This window comes from Bacteroides ovatus, assembly GCF_001314995.1.
Taxonomy (GTDB): domain Bacteria; phylum Bacteroidota; class Bacteroidia; order Bacteroidales; family Bacteroidaceae; genus Bacteroides; species Bacteroides ovatus.
Genome location: NZ_CP012938.1, coordinates 5,955,859 through 5,973,073, shown reverse-complemented (window position 1 = coordinate 5,973,073; position 17,215 = coordinate 5,955,859). Strand labels below are relative to the sequence as shown.

The window sequence follows — 17,215 nt, the reverse complement described above, 5'->3', positions numbered from 1 at the left end:
TACTTTAATTAAATAAGACATTATATTATCTATAAATCGGGCGCAAAGGTAGGAATATTTTCTTGATTGACAAAAGAATGGCAGAAGAAAAGAGAATTATATCCGTATTTTTTGTAATATTGCAATCTTTAATTTATACAGTTTTTGCCATGGACGAGAGATTGGACAAAGTCAAGGTGCAATGCGACTATTTACCGCTTATTAATTTTGCGATACAACAAAACGGTGCATCAATCATTCATCAGCTTTCTATTGAGAATACAACGCCTGCCCCGCTGAAGGACATTCAGGTACAAATCACGACAGAACCGACTTTCGGAAACGCCGCTCCAATAGCTGTGGCACAGATTCCGCCCAATGAATCGATATGCCTGTCGTCATTCAATCTCACTTTGTCCGCCAACTATTTCACACAGCTGACCGAACGTTTATCCGGCAATCTGAAAATTGAAATTACTTCCGAAGTAGAATCCGTATTCTGCCAAACCTACCCTATCGACATTCTGGCATACGACCAATGGGGAGGGCTCAATGTATTGCCCGAAATGCTGGCCGCTTTCATCACCCCCAATCATACAGCTATTGTGCCGATCATTAAGAGAGCCGCTTCCATCCTGGGACAATGGACTGATAATCCGTCCCTCGACGAATATCAAAGCCGCACTCCGGACCGGGTAAGGAAACAGATGGCCGCCATCTACACGGCTATCACGGAACAACAGATTATATACAGCACCATCCCCGCCAGCTTCGAGGAATATGGGCAACGTGTACGGCTAGCCGACTCCGTAATGGCACAAAAACTGGGAACCTGTCTGGATATGGCCTTGCTCTATGCTTCCTGCCTGGAAGCAATCGGTCTGAATGCACTCATTATCATCACTCAAGGGCATGCTTTTGCGGGAGCCTGGCTAGTGCCGGAGACTTTTCCGGATCCTACCATTGACGATGTTTCCCTGTTAACCAAACGGACAGCCGAAGGAATCTACGACATTACCTTAGTTGAAACGACCTGCATGAACATGGGCCATTCGTCCGATTTCGACGATGCTGTGAAGAAAGCGAACGGAAAGTTGACGGATGGAAACAGTTTCATTCTTGCCATAGATGTGAAAAGAGCGAGACATTCGGGCATCCGCCCCATCCCCCAACGCATTTTGCATGGACAGGTATGGGAAGTAGAAGAAAAGGAGACCGACATTCAAAAAAGTGCCGTTCATGCCACTCCGCAAAGTATCAATCCGTATGATTTATCGGGCAATGAAACCCAGACCGTAATCACCAAACAACTGTTATGGGAAAGACGGTTGCTGGATTTAAGCCTGCGCAACAACCTGCTGAATATCCGGATTACCAAAAACACGCTCCAACTCATCCCGGCTAATCTATCCTGTCTGGAAGATGCATTGGCCGACGGAGAAGAATTCCGCATCCTCCACCGCCCTGCCGATTGGGAAAGTCCGGCGATGGACTTCGGGATTTATTCCTCCATACCGGAGTCTGATCCCATGGTTGGTTTCATCAACTCGGAACTTTCACAGAAAAGGTTACGTTTCTATCTGCCCGAAAACGATTTAGGTAAGGCACTGACTCACTTATACCGCTCTTCGCGTACTTCTATCGAAGAGAATGGAGCCAACACACTCTATCTGGCTCTCGGACTTTTGAAATGGTACGAGACACCTTCCAGCGAACGTCCCCGCTATGCCCCCATCTTGCTATTACCGGTTGAAATTATCCGTAAATCGGCAGCCAAAGGTTACGTAATCCGTTCCCGGGAAGAAGAAACAATGATGAACATCACCTTATTGGAAATGCTTCGCCAAAACTTCGGAATCACCATATCAGGATTGGACCCGTTGCCTACCGACGAAAGCGGCGTAAACGTCAAGCTGATCTATTCCATTATCCGCAACAGCATTAAGAACCAGCGTAAATGGGACGTGGAAGAGCAAGCGATTCTGGGCATCTTCTCTTTCAACAAGTTCATCATGTGGAATGATATTCACAACAATGCCAACAAACTGATTCAGAACAAGATTGTGTCCAGCCTCATCAACGGAAAGATAGAATGGGAAGCCGCCACAGAGGAAATAGATGCAACGGATATGGACAAACAAGTGTCGCCCGCAGACATTGTATTACCCATCATCGCCGATTCTTCGCAACTGGAAGCCATCTACGAAGCCGTACACGACAAGACTTTCATCCTGCACGGGCCTCCGGGAACAGGAAAATCGCAAACGATTACCAATATTATCGCCAACGCGCTTTACAAAGGAAAACGTGTTTTATTTGTAGCGGAAAAGATGGCTGCCCTCTCCGTTGTGCAAAACAGATTGGCAGCTATCGGGCTGGCTCCGTTCTGTCTGGAAATTCATTCCAACAAAACAAAGAAATCCGCCGTTATCTCTCAACTGAAAGAAACCACGGAAATTATCAGGCAGACACCTCCCGAAGAATTCAGAAAGGAAGCGGAACGCCTGCTGAATTTACGGGCGGAATTGAATCAATATATCGAAGCCCTGCATAAAGAATACCCGTTCGGAGTTTCATTATATGACGCCATTATTCATTATCAATCCGTGGACGTCGAATCTTGTTTTGATATTCCACAAGCTTATCTGGATACATTAGATAAAGACACATTTGCCCAATGGGAAGATGCCATCGAGCTGCTAGTCCGGACGGCCAATGCGTGTGGACATCCTTACCAGCATCCATTAACCGGTATCTCGATTACCGAATATTCATCAGCCGTTAAGGAGGGATCCTCCCAACTGCTCACCGGATTTATCGACCTGTTGACCACCATCCGGCAGAAGCTGGATGTATTCTCCATACTTCTAAAAGATACGGATATACACCCTACACGCAAGGATTTCCAGACAATCTCCCACATCATCCGGAGAATACTCGACATTCCGGAACTGACTCCCGGATTGCTGACTTTGCCATTGCTCAACGAAACACTGAATGAATACCGGGAAGTAGTGGTTCACGGACGGAAACGGGATGAACAAAGGAAAGAGATAGAAACCGGATTCACCCAAGAAATCCTGTCCATCAACGCAAAGCAGATGTTAGCCGAATGGAACCGGGTATCCGATCAATGGTTCCTTCCCAGATATTTCGGACAACGGAAAATCAGAAAGGCAATCAACGTATATGCTTTAAAAACGATTGAAACAGAAGACATCAAACCTCTGCTCCACCGCATTATCCGGTATCAGGAAGAAGCAGAAGCCGTCCGGAAATACATCGGGCAACTTCCCTCCCTATTCGGACGCCCCGGCAAGAACGAGGATTGGAACACCATTGAGCAGATAATCGACGACATGACTTCCCTTCATTCGCATTTGTTGAACTACGCAAAAGACATTGCCAAAGTTTCGCAAATCAAGCAGAATTTGTCCGTACAACTCACAGAAGGAATTCAAACATTCAGAGACATCCATGCTCATTCTTTCAATGAACTGTATCAGCTCGCAGATACACTCACAGCCACCGAAAAGAAATTGTCCGGCATGCTGGGTATCTCGATCGAAGAACTTTATACCGATTCAGCCGACTGGATAACGATTGCCTTGTCAAAAGCCCGAACCTGGAAAGAGAACCTCGACAAGCTCAAGGACTGGTATCAGTGGCTACAAGCCTACCAAACCCTGCATAGTCTGGGAATAGGATTTATCGCGACGGAATATAAAGAAAAGAATATTCCTACCAGCCAACTTACAGACAGCTTCCGCAAGAGTTTCTATCAGGCGGCTATCCGGTATATCATTGCCAAAGAGCCGACTTTGGAATTATTCAACGGTAAGATATTCAATGATATCATTGCTAAATACAAACAAATATCCGCCAAATTCGAAGAAACGACCCAAAGAGAATTATTTGCCCGGTTGGCCTCCAACATTCCGTCTTTCACTCACGAAGCCATCCAAAGTTCCGAAGTGGGTATCCTTCAAAAGAATATCCGCAACAATGCCCGCGGCATATCTATTCGCAAGCTATTCGACCAAATTCCCACTTTGTTGTCGCGCATGTGCCCGTGTATGCTGATGAGTCCTCTTTCCGTCGCTCAATTCATCGATACGGACGCTGATAAATTTGATTTGATTGTCTTTGATGAAGCCTCACAGATGCCTACTTATGAAGCGGTGGGCGCCATTGCACGGGGTAAAAACGTCATTATCGTAGGCGACCCGAAACAAATGCCTCCTACCAGTTTCTTCTCGGTCAACACCATTGATGAAGACAACATTGAAATGGAAGATTTGGAGAGTATCCTTGACGACTGTCTCGCTCTGTCTATCCCTTCCAAATATTTATTATGGCACTACCGAAGCAAACATGAGAGCCTCATCGCTTTCAGCAACTCCGAATATTACGATAACAAACTGATGACTTTCCCCTCACCGGACAACATTGAATCGAAAGTCAGGATAGTCAACATCAACGGTTACTATGATAAAGGCAAGTCGCGCCAGAACCGGGCGGAAGCTCAAGCTGTGGTGGACGAAATAGCCAGAAGATTGAGAAGCGAGGAATTAAGAAAGAAAAGTATCGGTGTAGTCACTTTCAGCATTGTCCAACAAGCCTTGATAGAAGACCTATTATCCGACCTTTTTATCTTTTACCCCGAACTGGAAACTCTTGCGCTGGAATGCGACGAACCGTTATTTATCAAGAATCTGGAGAATGTGCAGGGAGACGAACGCGATGTTATTCTCTTCTCTGTGGGCTATGGCCCGGATGCAGAAGGGCGCGTCAGCATGAATTTCGGACCACTGAACCGGGCAGGCGGCGAAAGAAGATTGAATGTAGCCGTTTCCCGTGCCCGGTATGAGATGATTATCTATTCCACCCTAAGGTCGGAGATGATCGACCTGAACCGGACTTCTTCTATTGGAGTAGCCGGACTAAAACGTTTCCTCGAATATGCGGAGAAGGGAACCCGAAGCACCATCAGCAGTGTGCCAAGACAACTGTCGGAAGCAACAGCCTCCATCGAAACGATCATTGCCGACAGACTGCGCTCATTGGGTTACACCGTGCATACAGACATAGGTTGCTCCGGATACAAGATAGACATAGGTATCGTCGACACCGAAAATACCTCTAAATATCAGTTAGGTATTATCTGCGACGGCAAAAACTACAAACGTACCAAGACCGCACGTGACCGGGAAATTGTGCAGAATAATGTATTGAAAGCACTCGGATGGGACATCTACCGGATATGGACAATGGACTGGTGGGAAAAGCCGGACGAAGTAATAGCAACTATCCAAGAGGCTATCGCCCGAAAAAAGAGTTCAAAGGTCGGCTCTATGACAACAGCCGGAATTAACTCAACTCCGACAGAAGTGGCAGCACCTGCACCGACGGCACAGATAACCAACAATGAAATTTCATTCGTGCTCAAGGCATCGCCTGCTGCCCCTGAAAAGCAAGCTGCTTCCGTTCTTTCTACGCAAAACCGGATAGAACAAAAGTACAAGTTTGCAAAGATTACCCCATACAGTTATTCACCGGAAGACTTTTTCTTTACGGACAGTTACTCTATCCTCCTCTCCCAAATACGGAAGATTATGGAAAGCGAGGCGCCAATCAGTAAATCCCTGCTCTGTAAGAAAATCCTGTCCGAATGGGGAATCAGCCGCTTGGGAACACGGGTAGAGGCACAGATAGAAACAGCACTCGACACATTGAATATCTATCGCACAGAATACGAAGGACTTGTCTTCTGCTGGAACGACAAAGAGCAATGCGCTTCCTATTCAATCTATCGCCCGGTTTCCGACCGGGAAGCGACAGACATACCACCTGAAGAGATAGCCAATGCCATCCGGCAACTATTGACCGACTCCATCAGCCTACCTGCGGCAGATTTGATAAAAGCATGCGCACAACAGTTCGGCTTTGCCCGTATGGGATCGAACATAGACGCTGCCATGCAAAGAGGTATTCGCGAAGCAGTGAAAAGACATTACGCCAAGATAGAAAATGAACGGGTAACGATTGCCAATTAGATTAATACCCTTTCTCCAAACATTTCAAACGGTTAATAGAATCGGATACATACGCATTGTCCGGTTCTATTGACCGCCAATAACAAAGTTCTCCAATCAGCCGTTTCAGATAGACAGGATCACTCGAGCCAATCCGGCGCTGATGTTCCGCCAAGCCTTTTGTCAGGATAAAATAGACATTCTTCCGGATCTCTCTCTTTCTGGCTTTAGGGATTGTCAGTTTCGCACCGGAAGAAACAGATACTCCTGTAATAATCTTCCTGCCATACTCATTGATAAAACGGGTCTTCTTATGATTCGGTTCGAATTTCTCATCACGGATGATTTGTTTGATCCGGGGAATGATTTGTTCTTTGGGAAACACATCTCCCGAAAAAGTCAGGTCATCGGCATAACGGGTATAAGCCAGTCCGTATTCCGCTGCCAGTGCCGCCAATTTCTTATCCATCTCATACCCCACGATATTGCTTAACGCCGGACTTGTAGGCGCTCCCTGCGGCAAGTGCCTGTACAAGCAGCACAACACTCCCAATACCTTAGACACATTTTCCGGATAACCAATCTTCTCAAATGTCTTTTTCACCCTCCGGCTCCGTATCGAAAAGAAAAAATCATGAATATCCATTTTCAAGACATACCGTTTTCCCAGATGGGGACTGGCATTATCAACCACAGAATGACCGCTCCGGAAACCTACTGCCGCCGGATAAATCATTGTCACAGATGATAATATTCGAGAATTAATAGTGGTTTGAATAGATTGTAATTCTTTGTCAGGAGCAGAAATCATCCGATAACCTCCCTTTCTTTTTCTCATCCAGAACTCCCGGTAATGTTCGGAAACATCCCGTAGAATTTCCTTCAACCGTGCCGTTTCCACTCCCAACAAGTTGGCGCACCAAACAACAGCCGATTCATCAAACTTTTGAACATACTGCGTTCTCGGAACAGTTCCCCCCAAAGCATGCCTAAGCCAGGCTCCGTGTTCCCATTTTACCTTAGTAGTCTTTTCTTCCTTACCACTGCTTGTTGCTTTCCATCTTTTATACCCCTCCTGTTTCCTGCTTGAAGAAATTATCTTATAAACAAGGAAAGCGGTGATAACAATGATCGTTATTAAAATTCCGTCCATTTTGTATATGCATATAAAAAAGAGAGAAGAGAGGATGAGTTATTTACTAAAATAAATTTAGGTATTTATACCTTAGAATTTATTTTCTAGGAAAATACCTGTGCTTATGAGGCGACTACACCTCTTTGATGCTAAATTCTGCCCTCATCCTCTCTTATACAAAGATAACTAAAATCTTTCGATAAAACAACCGGAACGAAGAAAACTATCGGTTGAACAACTCAAACGTGAACTTACAGCCTATTCCTCCAAATTTCCAGTTTTCGCTACTCACAAAAACTCCTACGTCGAAAATATGCGTACCGATGCCATATCCTACTTCCAGATAAGGTTGAAGGTGCGGCATAGAGAGGGCACTGATATAAATACGTTCATTCTGCACATAACGGGTATACTTCATCAGATGCCGGAGAATAAGGAACGGAGCTTCGTAGGTGAAATGCCCCCTTACATAACGGCGGGAGGAGTTATACCAACGTGAGTCAAGCACCTGAAATACTCCGCCGATTTCATCATTCCAACCTACGGGAAGATTATGGCGGGAGAAATTGGCAAAGTCCACAAAATACAACTCATCCTGATTGGTGAATGCTCCGAATCCGAAACGATAATAAATATTACGCATCAATCCCAACCGGATTTGATGCTGAAGGTCAAACTCTATTCTTTCATATTCACCCGTACTCTTGAACACTCCTTTAATACCTCGTTCATAATCGACCGAGAAAGTCGGGTATAAAGAATGGAGGTTAATCTTTCGCTTTCCGTTCATATAATAATAGAGTCCCGGAGTCCACTCTATCCGGATGCGGGGAGCAAAACTGATATAAGTGTTCTTGAATTTATCCATAAATTCCGGGGGCGGCATCGGATAATCACCGGTAATCACAAAACGGGAAGGCTCTACCGCTGTTCTTTTATGGGCAGAGAAACCCAGACCGATATCCAGTCCGTTGACTACTTCAACGGTATGACGGAAATTGAAATACAAGTCCTTAAAATAATCGAGATGAATTAAATCGAAATTGAAGATACTGTCCGGCATAGCTTTCAGTTCGTCCAGCACTTTACTACTATAAATACGGTTACCGTTACCCACATTCAACCGGAAGAATCCCCGTTTCTGCGGCCAGTATTCAAAATCGGCATTCAATGACCAGTAGAATTCCTTACGCGTAAAGTTGTATCCGAGTTTAGGCACAATGCGAAGTAACTTATCCCCTCTGAAAAGACGGTTATAACGAAAATCCTGTCGATAAGACAAACCATTGCTTCCACTATAACTGAATAAGAGCGGATTGATAAACGGAGAAAATCGCACACTTCCGATATTGGACAAATTGAATTTATAATCTTCTACCATCAAATCACCCATCGTTCCCCAAAAGGCCTGACTCTTGGACGGCTTTTCTACCGTTGTCGTGTCACGTCTAAGCGTATAGTCATGATATAGTTTTTTCTCACTTTCATTCAAAGGAATCGGCCGCATGATAGCAAAGGTAGAGGCGTCCGTCTTATAAGCGTTCGTGTCACACTGTAAAGAGAAAGATTCCGAAAGGTTATATTTTCTCTTCTCTTTCTTGCGCACCTTTTTTTCTTTCAGTTCGATGGATTTATAATCTAAAGAAGCGGTGTAATTACCATCCACCTTATTTCCGAGAAATTTGAAAAGAGCTTCTACGTCATAACGCACCGGCAGGAATTCATTTTTCTTGCCTACATCTCCCATCTGAATCCAACAGGTAAATGTTATCAGCTCCGATCTTCCCGAAAAACGAATTTCACGAACACTCCAAACGTTACTGCTGACCACCATATAGCCACCCACCAACTGATCGCTCTTGGTACGGGGAATAAAACGGATTCGATAATCCAGATTATTAGGGTCTCCCATCACGCTGTCTATTCGGTATTTATAGTATTTCTGTCCGTTTTTAGCCAGTGGTGATAATAAGCGTTCATCGTTCAGCAGAGATGAAGAGTAGATATTTACATTAAAGTATTCTAGCAACCCCGGCAATCCCCTGTTTCCCCTCACTGTTCCCTGGGAGGCTTTTACTTTTTGATCGTAAATATTGGGAGCCGTATAATGAAGATCACTATATGTTTCAAGCAGATATTCGCGAACCCCCTTTTGCAAACGAAACATAGAAGGTACATAACGAAGAATAAAATTCTTCTTCTGAATGTCCATCTTACCTTTTATATATAGGTTCGCACGATAATCGCTGACGATCGTTTCATACAAAGGTGCAAAAGTCATTACACGTTCTATAATGGAGTCGGCGGAGATTTCCTGATGGGTATAAGGATTCATTATATAATTATTGGCTGCCCCCTTTGGTATAAAAGAGAACAGACACAATATGCATCCTATCAATATTTTATCTCTCAATCGTCGTATCTCCTTCATTAACGCAGGCAAATATAAAAAAGAATATCGAAAAGCAATGGAATTAAGCTACTAAAAAGAGTTATCAAGGGCAGGAACCTCTTCATTGGATTAATATAGATATAAGAATAAACAAAAACGACTCATGTTTGAATGCATGAGTCGTTGATTAATAATAGGAGAAAGATTATAATTTCTCTATTTCTTCTTTCGAAATACCCGTAGATTTTATGATAATATCATCAGCTACTCCTAGCTCTTTCAATTTACGGGCTGTTTCTCGTATACCCTTTTGCATTCCTTTTTGTTCTGCAAAATCCAACGTATTAAAATAATCGTTGTAAACTTTCCATTCTTCCTCGTACTGCATTCTTTCCTCTTGGGTCATATTCGCTTTGGAGGCCAACTTTTCTAGTCGTTCAAAAACGGCTTTACGAGCCTTGAAAGGCATTCGATCAAGTGTATCCATGTGCTTTAATATATAAATCCAGCGTTCAAAATCATTTTCACATTCATCCTCTTCTTTATTAAAGTTCGGCAATTCAATAAAGATTTGCCGGAACTTACTGTTGAAAAGCTTACCTGTATCCCTGTCAGAAAGGATAACATCCGTTCTGATTTTAGAGGGTATATCCTTGTCCATCACGAAGTTCATGAAGAACACTCCATACACAGCATCTAATTGAAAGTTCCAAATTCCCTTTCTCGCTTGTTGAGTTATAGCCCTAGAGAGATAGAAGAGGGCACGGTCTTTAAAGTAAGGCTGCTCCCGGTTCTGCATTTCTACGATAATATGCTCCCCTGTATTGGTTCTGCAATATATATCATAGATAAGTCCTCGTTCTGTTTTTACTTCCGGCTGCTGTTCGTTGTTAAGGAACTGAATGTCGGTAATTACATGCTCTCCTACGAGCAAATCATTCAAGAAGTCAATTAACAACTCCTTTTCTACCTCTCTGCCGAATAAAAACTTAAAGCCAAAATCGGTAAAGGGATTGATAAATCTTCCCATTATTATGTTGTGTCTCAATTATAAAACAAAGATAGAGTTTTTTTGTTGAATTTCCTCAAAGATAGGATAAAAGAAAACTTCAATATTCATAACAGTATGGATTTGAACTAATTCATAGTATAGGAGCTTGAACTAAACATTACATAATGAAAAAACTATCTATCATACTATCATTCATTTTAGTAATGTTTTAATTATCACTGTAATATCTATGATAGATAGCTTTAAAAAAATGTATCTATCATACTTTTACCAGTAAAAACGGGTTACCTATCATCTACAAAATAGCCGTATAAATATCCTATAAGCATAAGACGGCTTGTTTTTGTCATAATGAAGCCATATAAATCCGAATATCGCAGCTCAAAAATCCCACTTAAACGGCGATAAGTTTATAGCCCACAAGTGTGTGCTGCATAGCCCGCATATGTAGGCTGTATGGTTTACATGCGTGGGCTGTACGGCACACACTTGTGAACTATAGAAATACTGCCGCTCCCCATAGATAATTAAGCTGTCAAATACAGGTTATCATCCTATAAAGTGTGCATTCGTATGTCTTTAAATGGATTATCTCACCTAATGCTACACTAAAATAGATACAGTATAGGAATGATAGATGTCCCTTTTTACTAATAAAAGTATGATAGATACATTTTTTTAGAGCTATCTATCATACTTATTCTTTTGATAATTAGAATATTATTAAAATGAATGATAGTATGATAGATGTTTTTTCTATTGTGTATGACCGAATCCATACAGTTTCACTCATTTTCGCACTGTTTCATTCATTTCCATACAAATAGAAACTAAACAAATACAAGTCTAATGTATTTCCGCATAAAAAATAGAAAATTCCAATATCGGTTAATATAAGGTATTAGTATATACTAAATGAAAAAGAAAGATGCTTACTCCTACCTTTAATTTTTCCTTTTATTCTTGACAAAGAAGAAAATTGTCGTATCTTTGTGATACTCTTCATATCAACCAGGCAGGGAACCTGCCTCGTTTCGTGGCAGGCATTTTTATGCCTGTCCTGATGCTTCATATGGCGGTTTCGTACCCCCGTGTGGAGTGTTAATGCACCCACTGCCTGGTTGGTGAAGAGTAACGGGAAAGGCGGAACCGCTCTTATTTTATAGAAAATCTTCGCCTACCACCTTATTCATAATTATATTATGGAAACAAAACAAGTTACCGTTCAACCAGCGGTGGGAGGCATGATAAAGGCTTCCAAAGATTCATTTGTTATTCCTAAAGAAGAATTAAAGGATTTCTACCTTAAATTCGCTTTCCTTCTGGACCCGGATTCTTGCTCCGTAAACCGTACCGAATTCGAACTATTAAACATTCTGCTGAAAAACCTAAAAAAAATCCTGGCAGCATTGACTCACCTCAACACCCATCCTTGGGATGAAGGCATTGCAGAAATCCAAATTTCATGCGGTGCTTATTCCATACAAGACAACTTGAGCAAAGAAAAACGTATGCAGATGAACACCTCTACGGGTAAACACCTACAATTTCTCACCCAAATGGCTGTGAGCAGCCCAGTGTTCAAACTGTTATTCAAGAACTATCACAACCATTATATCCAAGTGGAAAGTTTGGTTAAACAGATGGCTAAAGAAATCAACGAACAGCAACAATAAGAATAGAAGTTGGAGAATCAACAGAGGGGGTACTTTTAGAAAAACACATTATTTTTCAAAATACCCCCTCTAAAATAGGGGTACTTTCAGAAAAAACATATAATTTTGCGCCATCAACCGATAAAAAAATAGACCATTTATGTCAAAAATGCGTTTTTTTGCCTTACAAGAGCTTTCCAACCGGAAACCTCTGGAAGTTATTGCCCCTTCCAACAAACTCTCTGATTATTATGGTAGCCACGTGTTCGACCGCAAGAAGATGCAGGAGTATCTTCCCAAAGAAGCTTACAAAGCTGTAACCGACGCTATCGAAAAAGGTACGCCTATCAGCCGTGAAATAGCAGATTTAATTGCTAACGGTATGAAAAGTTGGGCTAAGTCACTCAACGTCACTCACTACACACACTGGTTCCAGCCTCTGACAGACGGAACAGCCGAAAAGCATGACGGCTTTATCGAATTCGGCGAAGATGGCGGAGTGATTGAACGCTTCTCCGGAAAACTACTGATCCAGCAAGAGCCGGATGCTTCTTCTTTCCCTAACGGCGGCATCCGCAACACTTTCGAAGCACGAGGATATACAGCCTGGGATGTTTCTTCACCGGCATTCGTAGTAGATACCACTCTTTGTATCCCCACTATCTTCATTTCTTATACAGGTGAAGCGTTGGATTACAAAACTCCATTGTTGAAAGCACTTGCCGCTGTAGATAAAGCAGCAACGGAAGTCTGTCAGCTATTCGACAAGAACATCACACGCGTATATACCAATTTAGGATGGGAACAGGAATATTTCCTTGTAGACTCCTCCTTATATAATGCACGCCCCGACCTCTGCCTGACAGGACGGACACTGATGGGGCACTCTTCTGCCAAAGACCAACAGTTGGAGGATCATTATTTCGGCTCTATCCCTCCACGTGTCACTGCATTTATGAAAGAACTCGAAATCGAGTGTCACAAACTCGGTATTCCTGCCAAAACCCGTCATAACGAAGTAGCTCCCAACCAATTTGAGTTGGCCCCTATTTTCGAAAACTGTAACCTTGCCAACGATCACAACCAGCTCGTCATGGATTTGATGAAGCGTATCGCCAGGAAGCATCATTTTAATGTACTCCTGCACGAAAAGCCATATAGCGGAGTAAACGGTTCGGGCAAGCACAACAACTGGTCACTCTGCACAGATACCGGTATCAATCTGTTCGCTCCCGGAAAGAATCCGAAAGGCAATATGCTATTCCTCACATTTCTGGTAAACGCCTTAATGATGGTTTATAAAAACCAGGATTTATTGCGTGCCTCCATCATGAGCGCCAGCAACAGCTATCGTTTGGGAGCCAATGAAGCTCCTCCCGCCATCCTCTCTTGCTTTCTGGGTTCACAACTCTCGTCTACTCTCGACGAAATTGTCCGCCAGGTAGGAAATGAGAAAATGACGCCGGAAGAAAAAACCACACTGAAGTTAGGCATCGGACGTATCCCCGAAATTTTACTGGATACCACCGACCGCAACCGTACTTCTCCTTTCGCATTCACCGGAAACCGTTTCGAATTCCGCGCCGCAGGTTCTTCTTCCAACTGTGCTGCCTCTATGATTGCAATCAATGCGGCCATGGCAAACCAGCTGAACGAATTCCGGGCATCGGTAGAAAAGCTGATGGAAGAAGGAGTTGGCAAAGACGAAGCTATCTTCCGCCTGCTGAAAGAAACAATTATCGCCTCCGAACCGATTCGTTTCGAAGGGGACGGTTATTCCGAAGAATGGAAACAAGAAGCTGCACGCCGCGGACTGACTAATATCTGCCACGTACCGGAAGCCCTGATGCACTATATTGATAACCAATCCAAATCAGTACTTATCGGCGAACGTATCTTCAACGAGACCGAATTGAACAGCCGTCTGGAAGTGGAACTGGAGAAATACACCATGAAGGTGCAAATCGAAGGCCGTGTATTGGGCGACCTCGCCATCAATCACATCGTACCAACTGCCGTTGCCTATCAGAACCGTTTGCTCGAAAATCTTCGCGGACTGAAAGAAATATTCCCGGCTGAAGAATATGAAGTATTAAGTGCCGACCGTAAAGAACTGATTCGTGAGATTTCACACCGGGTCACTTCTATCAAAGTACTCGTGCGCGACATGACCGAAGCAAGAAAAGTAGCCAACCACATGGAAAACTACAAAGAAAGGGCATTCGCATACGAAGAAAAAGTACGCCCGTATCTTGACCAAATCCGCGACCACATCGACCACCTGGAGATGGAAGTGGATGACGAAATATGGCCGTTGCCTAAATATAGAGAACTGTTGTTTACCAAATAAAATGTCTGCAAGATTGCACGAAAGCTCCCACTTTTGTGCAATCTTTTTATAGATTCGTTCATTTTCTCATTTTTTCTTTTTACTTTTGTGCTGTATAACACAGTTTTGTAGCACTCATGGTAAAAATGAATATGTCAGACATCGATATTTCGGAACCATTATCCGATATGTTAGCTCCTCTAAACAATGAGCAAAAGGAGTTTCTGATGAATAATTATACGATACAAACCTACAAAAAGAATGAAACCATCTACTGTGAAGGAGAAACGCCACATCATCTGATGTGTCTCATCAGTGGAAAAGTGAAAATCTTCAAAGATGGTGTGGGGGGTAGAAGTCAAATTATCCGCATGATTAAACCACGCGAATACTTTGCATATCGTGCTTATTTTGCCAAACAAGATTTTGTAACTGCCGCAGCAGCTTTCGAACCTTCCGTTGTTTGCCTGATTCCTATGAGTGCCATCACTACGCTGGTTGCCCAAAATAATGACTTGGCCATGTTCTTTATCCGCCAACTTTCCATTGACTTGGGTATCTCTGACGAACGTACCGTTAATCTGACACAAAAACATATTCGCGGACGTTTGGCCGAATCACTCATCTTCCTGAAAGAAAGTTATGGACTGGAAGAAGACGGTTCTACGTTGAGCATTTATCTTTCACGTGAAGATCTGGCAAATCTTTCCAATATGACTACTTCGAACGCTATCCGTACCTTGTCGCAATTCGCTACGGAAAGACTGATTACTATCGACGGAAGAAAAATCAAAATCATCGAAGAAGAAAAGCTGAAGAAAATAAGCAAGATTGGGTAAGAGAGTTTCTGCACCAATCGTTCCACCCTAAATAGTGAACATACATATAGAAAATATAATTGCAGACATAAAACGTGGCAACAAACAGGCTTTCAAAAAGCTATTTGATGACTACTATCCTATTCTTTGCGTGTTCGCATCCCACTATATTGAAGACAAAGAAGTTTGCAAAGACATCGCACAAGATGTATTGTTAGCTTATTGGGAACGGAAAGAAGATTTTGACGACATTTTGAAAGTAAAAAGCTTCCTTTATACCGTCACCCGAAATAAATGTCTGAATCACTTAAAACATGAGCAATTAGATATTCCCTATTTTTCTGGACAGGAAGAGTTCGATAGTGGCTTCGAAGCTGCCATTATCGAACAGGAAACATTCCACATGGTTCGCAAAGCGGTAGAAGAATTGCCTACCCAAATGCGAAATATCATCTTATATTCTATGAAAGGGTTAAAAAACCATGAGATTGCTGACAAATTGCAAATTTCAGAAGGCACTGTCCATACGTTAAAGAAATTCGCCTATCGCAAACTTCGCGAAAGTCTCAAAGGCATAAATTACACCTTATTACTATTTTTATGCAAATAAAGTAACTTTTTGATTACCCCGTTTTTTCGATTGGATTGTTTTACTTATATAACAAATCGAAAAAACGATGAATTCATTTAAAGAAAAATTTAAAATTGCAAAAATCTTAGCTTCTCTATTCACTCATTCGTCTACCCCCGAAGAGGAAAAGAACTATCGTGCATGGTTGGATGAAAACCCGGAACATCAAAAGATAGCCGACCGGATATTAAATAAGGAAACGTATGAAGAAAACAGCCGGTTAATAAAAAGCTTCTCTTCACAAAAAGCGTGGGAGAAAGTCTATCCGTTATTAGGAGGCAATCAATCGGGTACTGTTTTTTCGTGGAAAAAGAGTCTGAAATATGCAGCTCTCATCTTATTGTTATTAGTACCTGCTTCTTACTTTATCTATCATTGGATATCCGAAGAAACGATTAGCGACATCACTCCGGGAACCCTTGGTGGGGAACTGATCTTGAGTGACGGCAAATCTTTCAATCTTTCCGACAATAATCTTCCTGAGAATGCAGTCAGAGCATTTGTGATCGATTCTAAAGGGATCAACTATCAGATTCCCGCCAACAAACCGCAAGTAAAAGAAATCCAAAACACACTACGCACATTGCAGGGGATGGAATGTCTTATCACGCTTTCCGACGGCACGAGGGTACATCTCAATGCGGAAACCCGGCTGACTTATCCGGTTTGTTTCAGCAGCAAAGAACGTATTGTGCAAATTGAAGGGGAGGCTTATTTTGATGTTGCCCCGGACAAGGAGCATCCGTTTATCGTAAAAACATCGCATACATCTATCCGGGTAACGGGAACGTCGTTCAACGTAAGAGCCTACGCTGATGAAGATACGGAAAGTACAACCTTAATCAGTGGAACAGTAAGAATCAACAGTGGAAATGAAGAATTCGAATTAGTTCCCAACCAGCACTATACATATAATAAAAATACCGGTACAAATACCGTCGCCAACGTAAACACTGATTTGTATACATCTTGGGAATCCGGATCATTTATCTTTTTAAATGTCCCTCTTGAGAATGTGATGTCATACCTGTCCAAATGGTATGGATTCCAATATTCTTTTGAAGACGAAGCAGCCAAACAGGTGCGTATCGGAGCTTACCTTAACCGCTACGCCAACATGAACCCGATTATCGACATGATTACAGAATTAAATCTGGTCAATATCAAACAACGGGAGGGCATCCTGCACATTTCCTACAAACAGTAATAATACATAATATAACTAACGC

The 17,215-nt window shown here is 42.6% G+C and carries 9 protein-coding genes; 6 read left to right on the top strand and 3 right to left on the bottom strand.

The genetic code is table 11. The features are described 5' to 3' along the window. Nucleotides 1-77 precede the first annotated feature (77 nt). Nucleotides 78-6,035: a DUF3320 domain-containing protein gene (locus Bovatus_RS22455; protein ID WP_004301841.1), complete on the top strand. Its 5,958-nt coding sequence runs from the start codon at nt 78-80 to the stop codon at nt 6,033-6,035. Nucleotide 6,036: 1 nt separating this feature from the next. Here the strand turns inward: Bovatus_RS22455 and Bovatus_RS22450 are convergent, their stop codons facing one another. From Bovatus_RS22450 to Bovatus_RS22440, 3 genes are all read right to left on the bottom strand, one after another. Beyond that, a complete protein-coding gene (locus Bovatus_RS22450) occupies nt 6,037-7,167 on the bottom strand; it encodes a reverse transcriptase family protein (RefSeq protein ID WP_004301840.1) in 1,131 nt (376 codons plus the stop codon). 205 nt (nt 7,168-7,372) lie between these two features. Next, nucleotides 7,373-9,580, bottom strand: coding sequence for a DUF5686 family protein (locus Bovatus_RS22445; protein WP_004301839.1), 2,208 nt, complete (start codon nt 9,578-9,580; stop codon nt 7,373-7,375). Nucleotides 9,581-9,746: 166 nt separating this feature from the next. Further along, nucleotides 9,747-10,571 (bottom strand): Rpn family recombination-promoting nuclease/putative transposase, encoded by an 825-nt coding sequence (locus Bovatus_RS22440; RefSeq protein ID WP_004301837.1) that lies wholly within the window; start codon nt 10,569-10,571, stop codon nt 9,747-9,749. A 1,184-nt stretch (nt 10,572-11,755) separates the two neighbouring features. Here Bovatus_RS22440 and Bovatus_RS22435 point away from each other — a divergent pair. The 5 genes from Bovatus_RS22435 to Bovatus_RS22415 all read left to right on the top strand — a co-directional run bounded on the left by Bovatus_RS22435 (nt 11,756) and on the right by Bovatus_RS22415 (nt 17,193). Next, nucleotides 11,756-12,229, top strand: coding sequence for a hypothetical protein (locus Bovatus_RS22435; RefSeq protein WP_004301834.1), 474 nt, complete (start codon nt 11,756-11,758; stop codon nt 12,227-12,229). A 139-nt stretch (nt 12,230-12,368) separates the two neighbouring features. Further along, nucleotides 12,369-14,558 carry a glutamine synthetase III family protein gene (locus tag Bovatus_RS22430; protein WP_004301833.1) on the top strand — a complete coding sequence of 730 codons (2,190 nt, stop codon included), beginning with the start codon at nt 12,369-12,371 and terminating at the stop codon, nt 14,556-14,558. 116 nt (nt 14,559-14,674) lie between these two features. Continuing rightward, a complete protein-coding gene (locus Bovatus_RS22425; protein WP_004301832.1) occupies nt 14,675-15,376 on the top strand; it encodes a Crp/Fnr family transcriptional regulator in 702 nt (233 codons plus the stop codon). A gap of 34 nt (nt 15,377-15,410) precedes the next feature. After that, nucleotides 15,411-15,965, top strand: coding sequence for an RNA polymerase sigma factor (locus tag Bovatus_RS22420; RefSeq protein ID WP_004301831.1), 555 nt, complete (start codon nt 15,411-15,413; stop codon nt 15,963-15,965). Nucleotides 15,966-16,032: 67 nt separating this feature from the next. Beyond that, nucleotides 16,033-17,193, top strand: coding sequence for a FecR family protein (locus Bovatus_RS22415; protein WP_004301830.1), 1,161 nt, complete (start codon nt 16,033-16,035; stop codon nt 17,191-17,193). Nucleotides 17,194-17,215 lie beyond the last annotated feature (22 nt).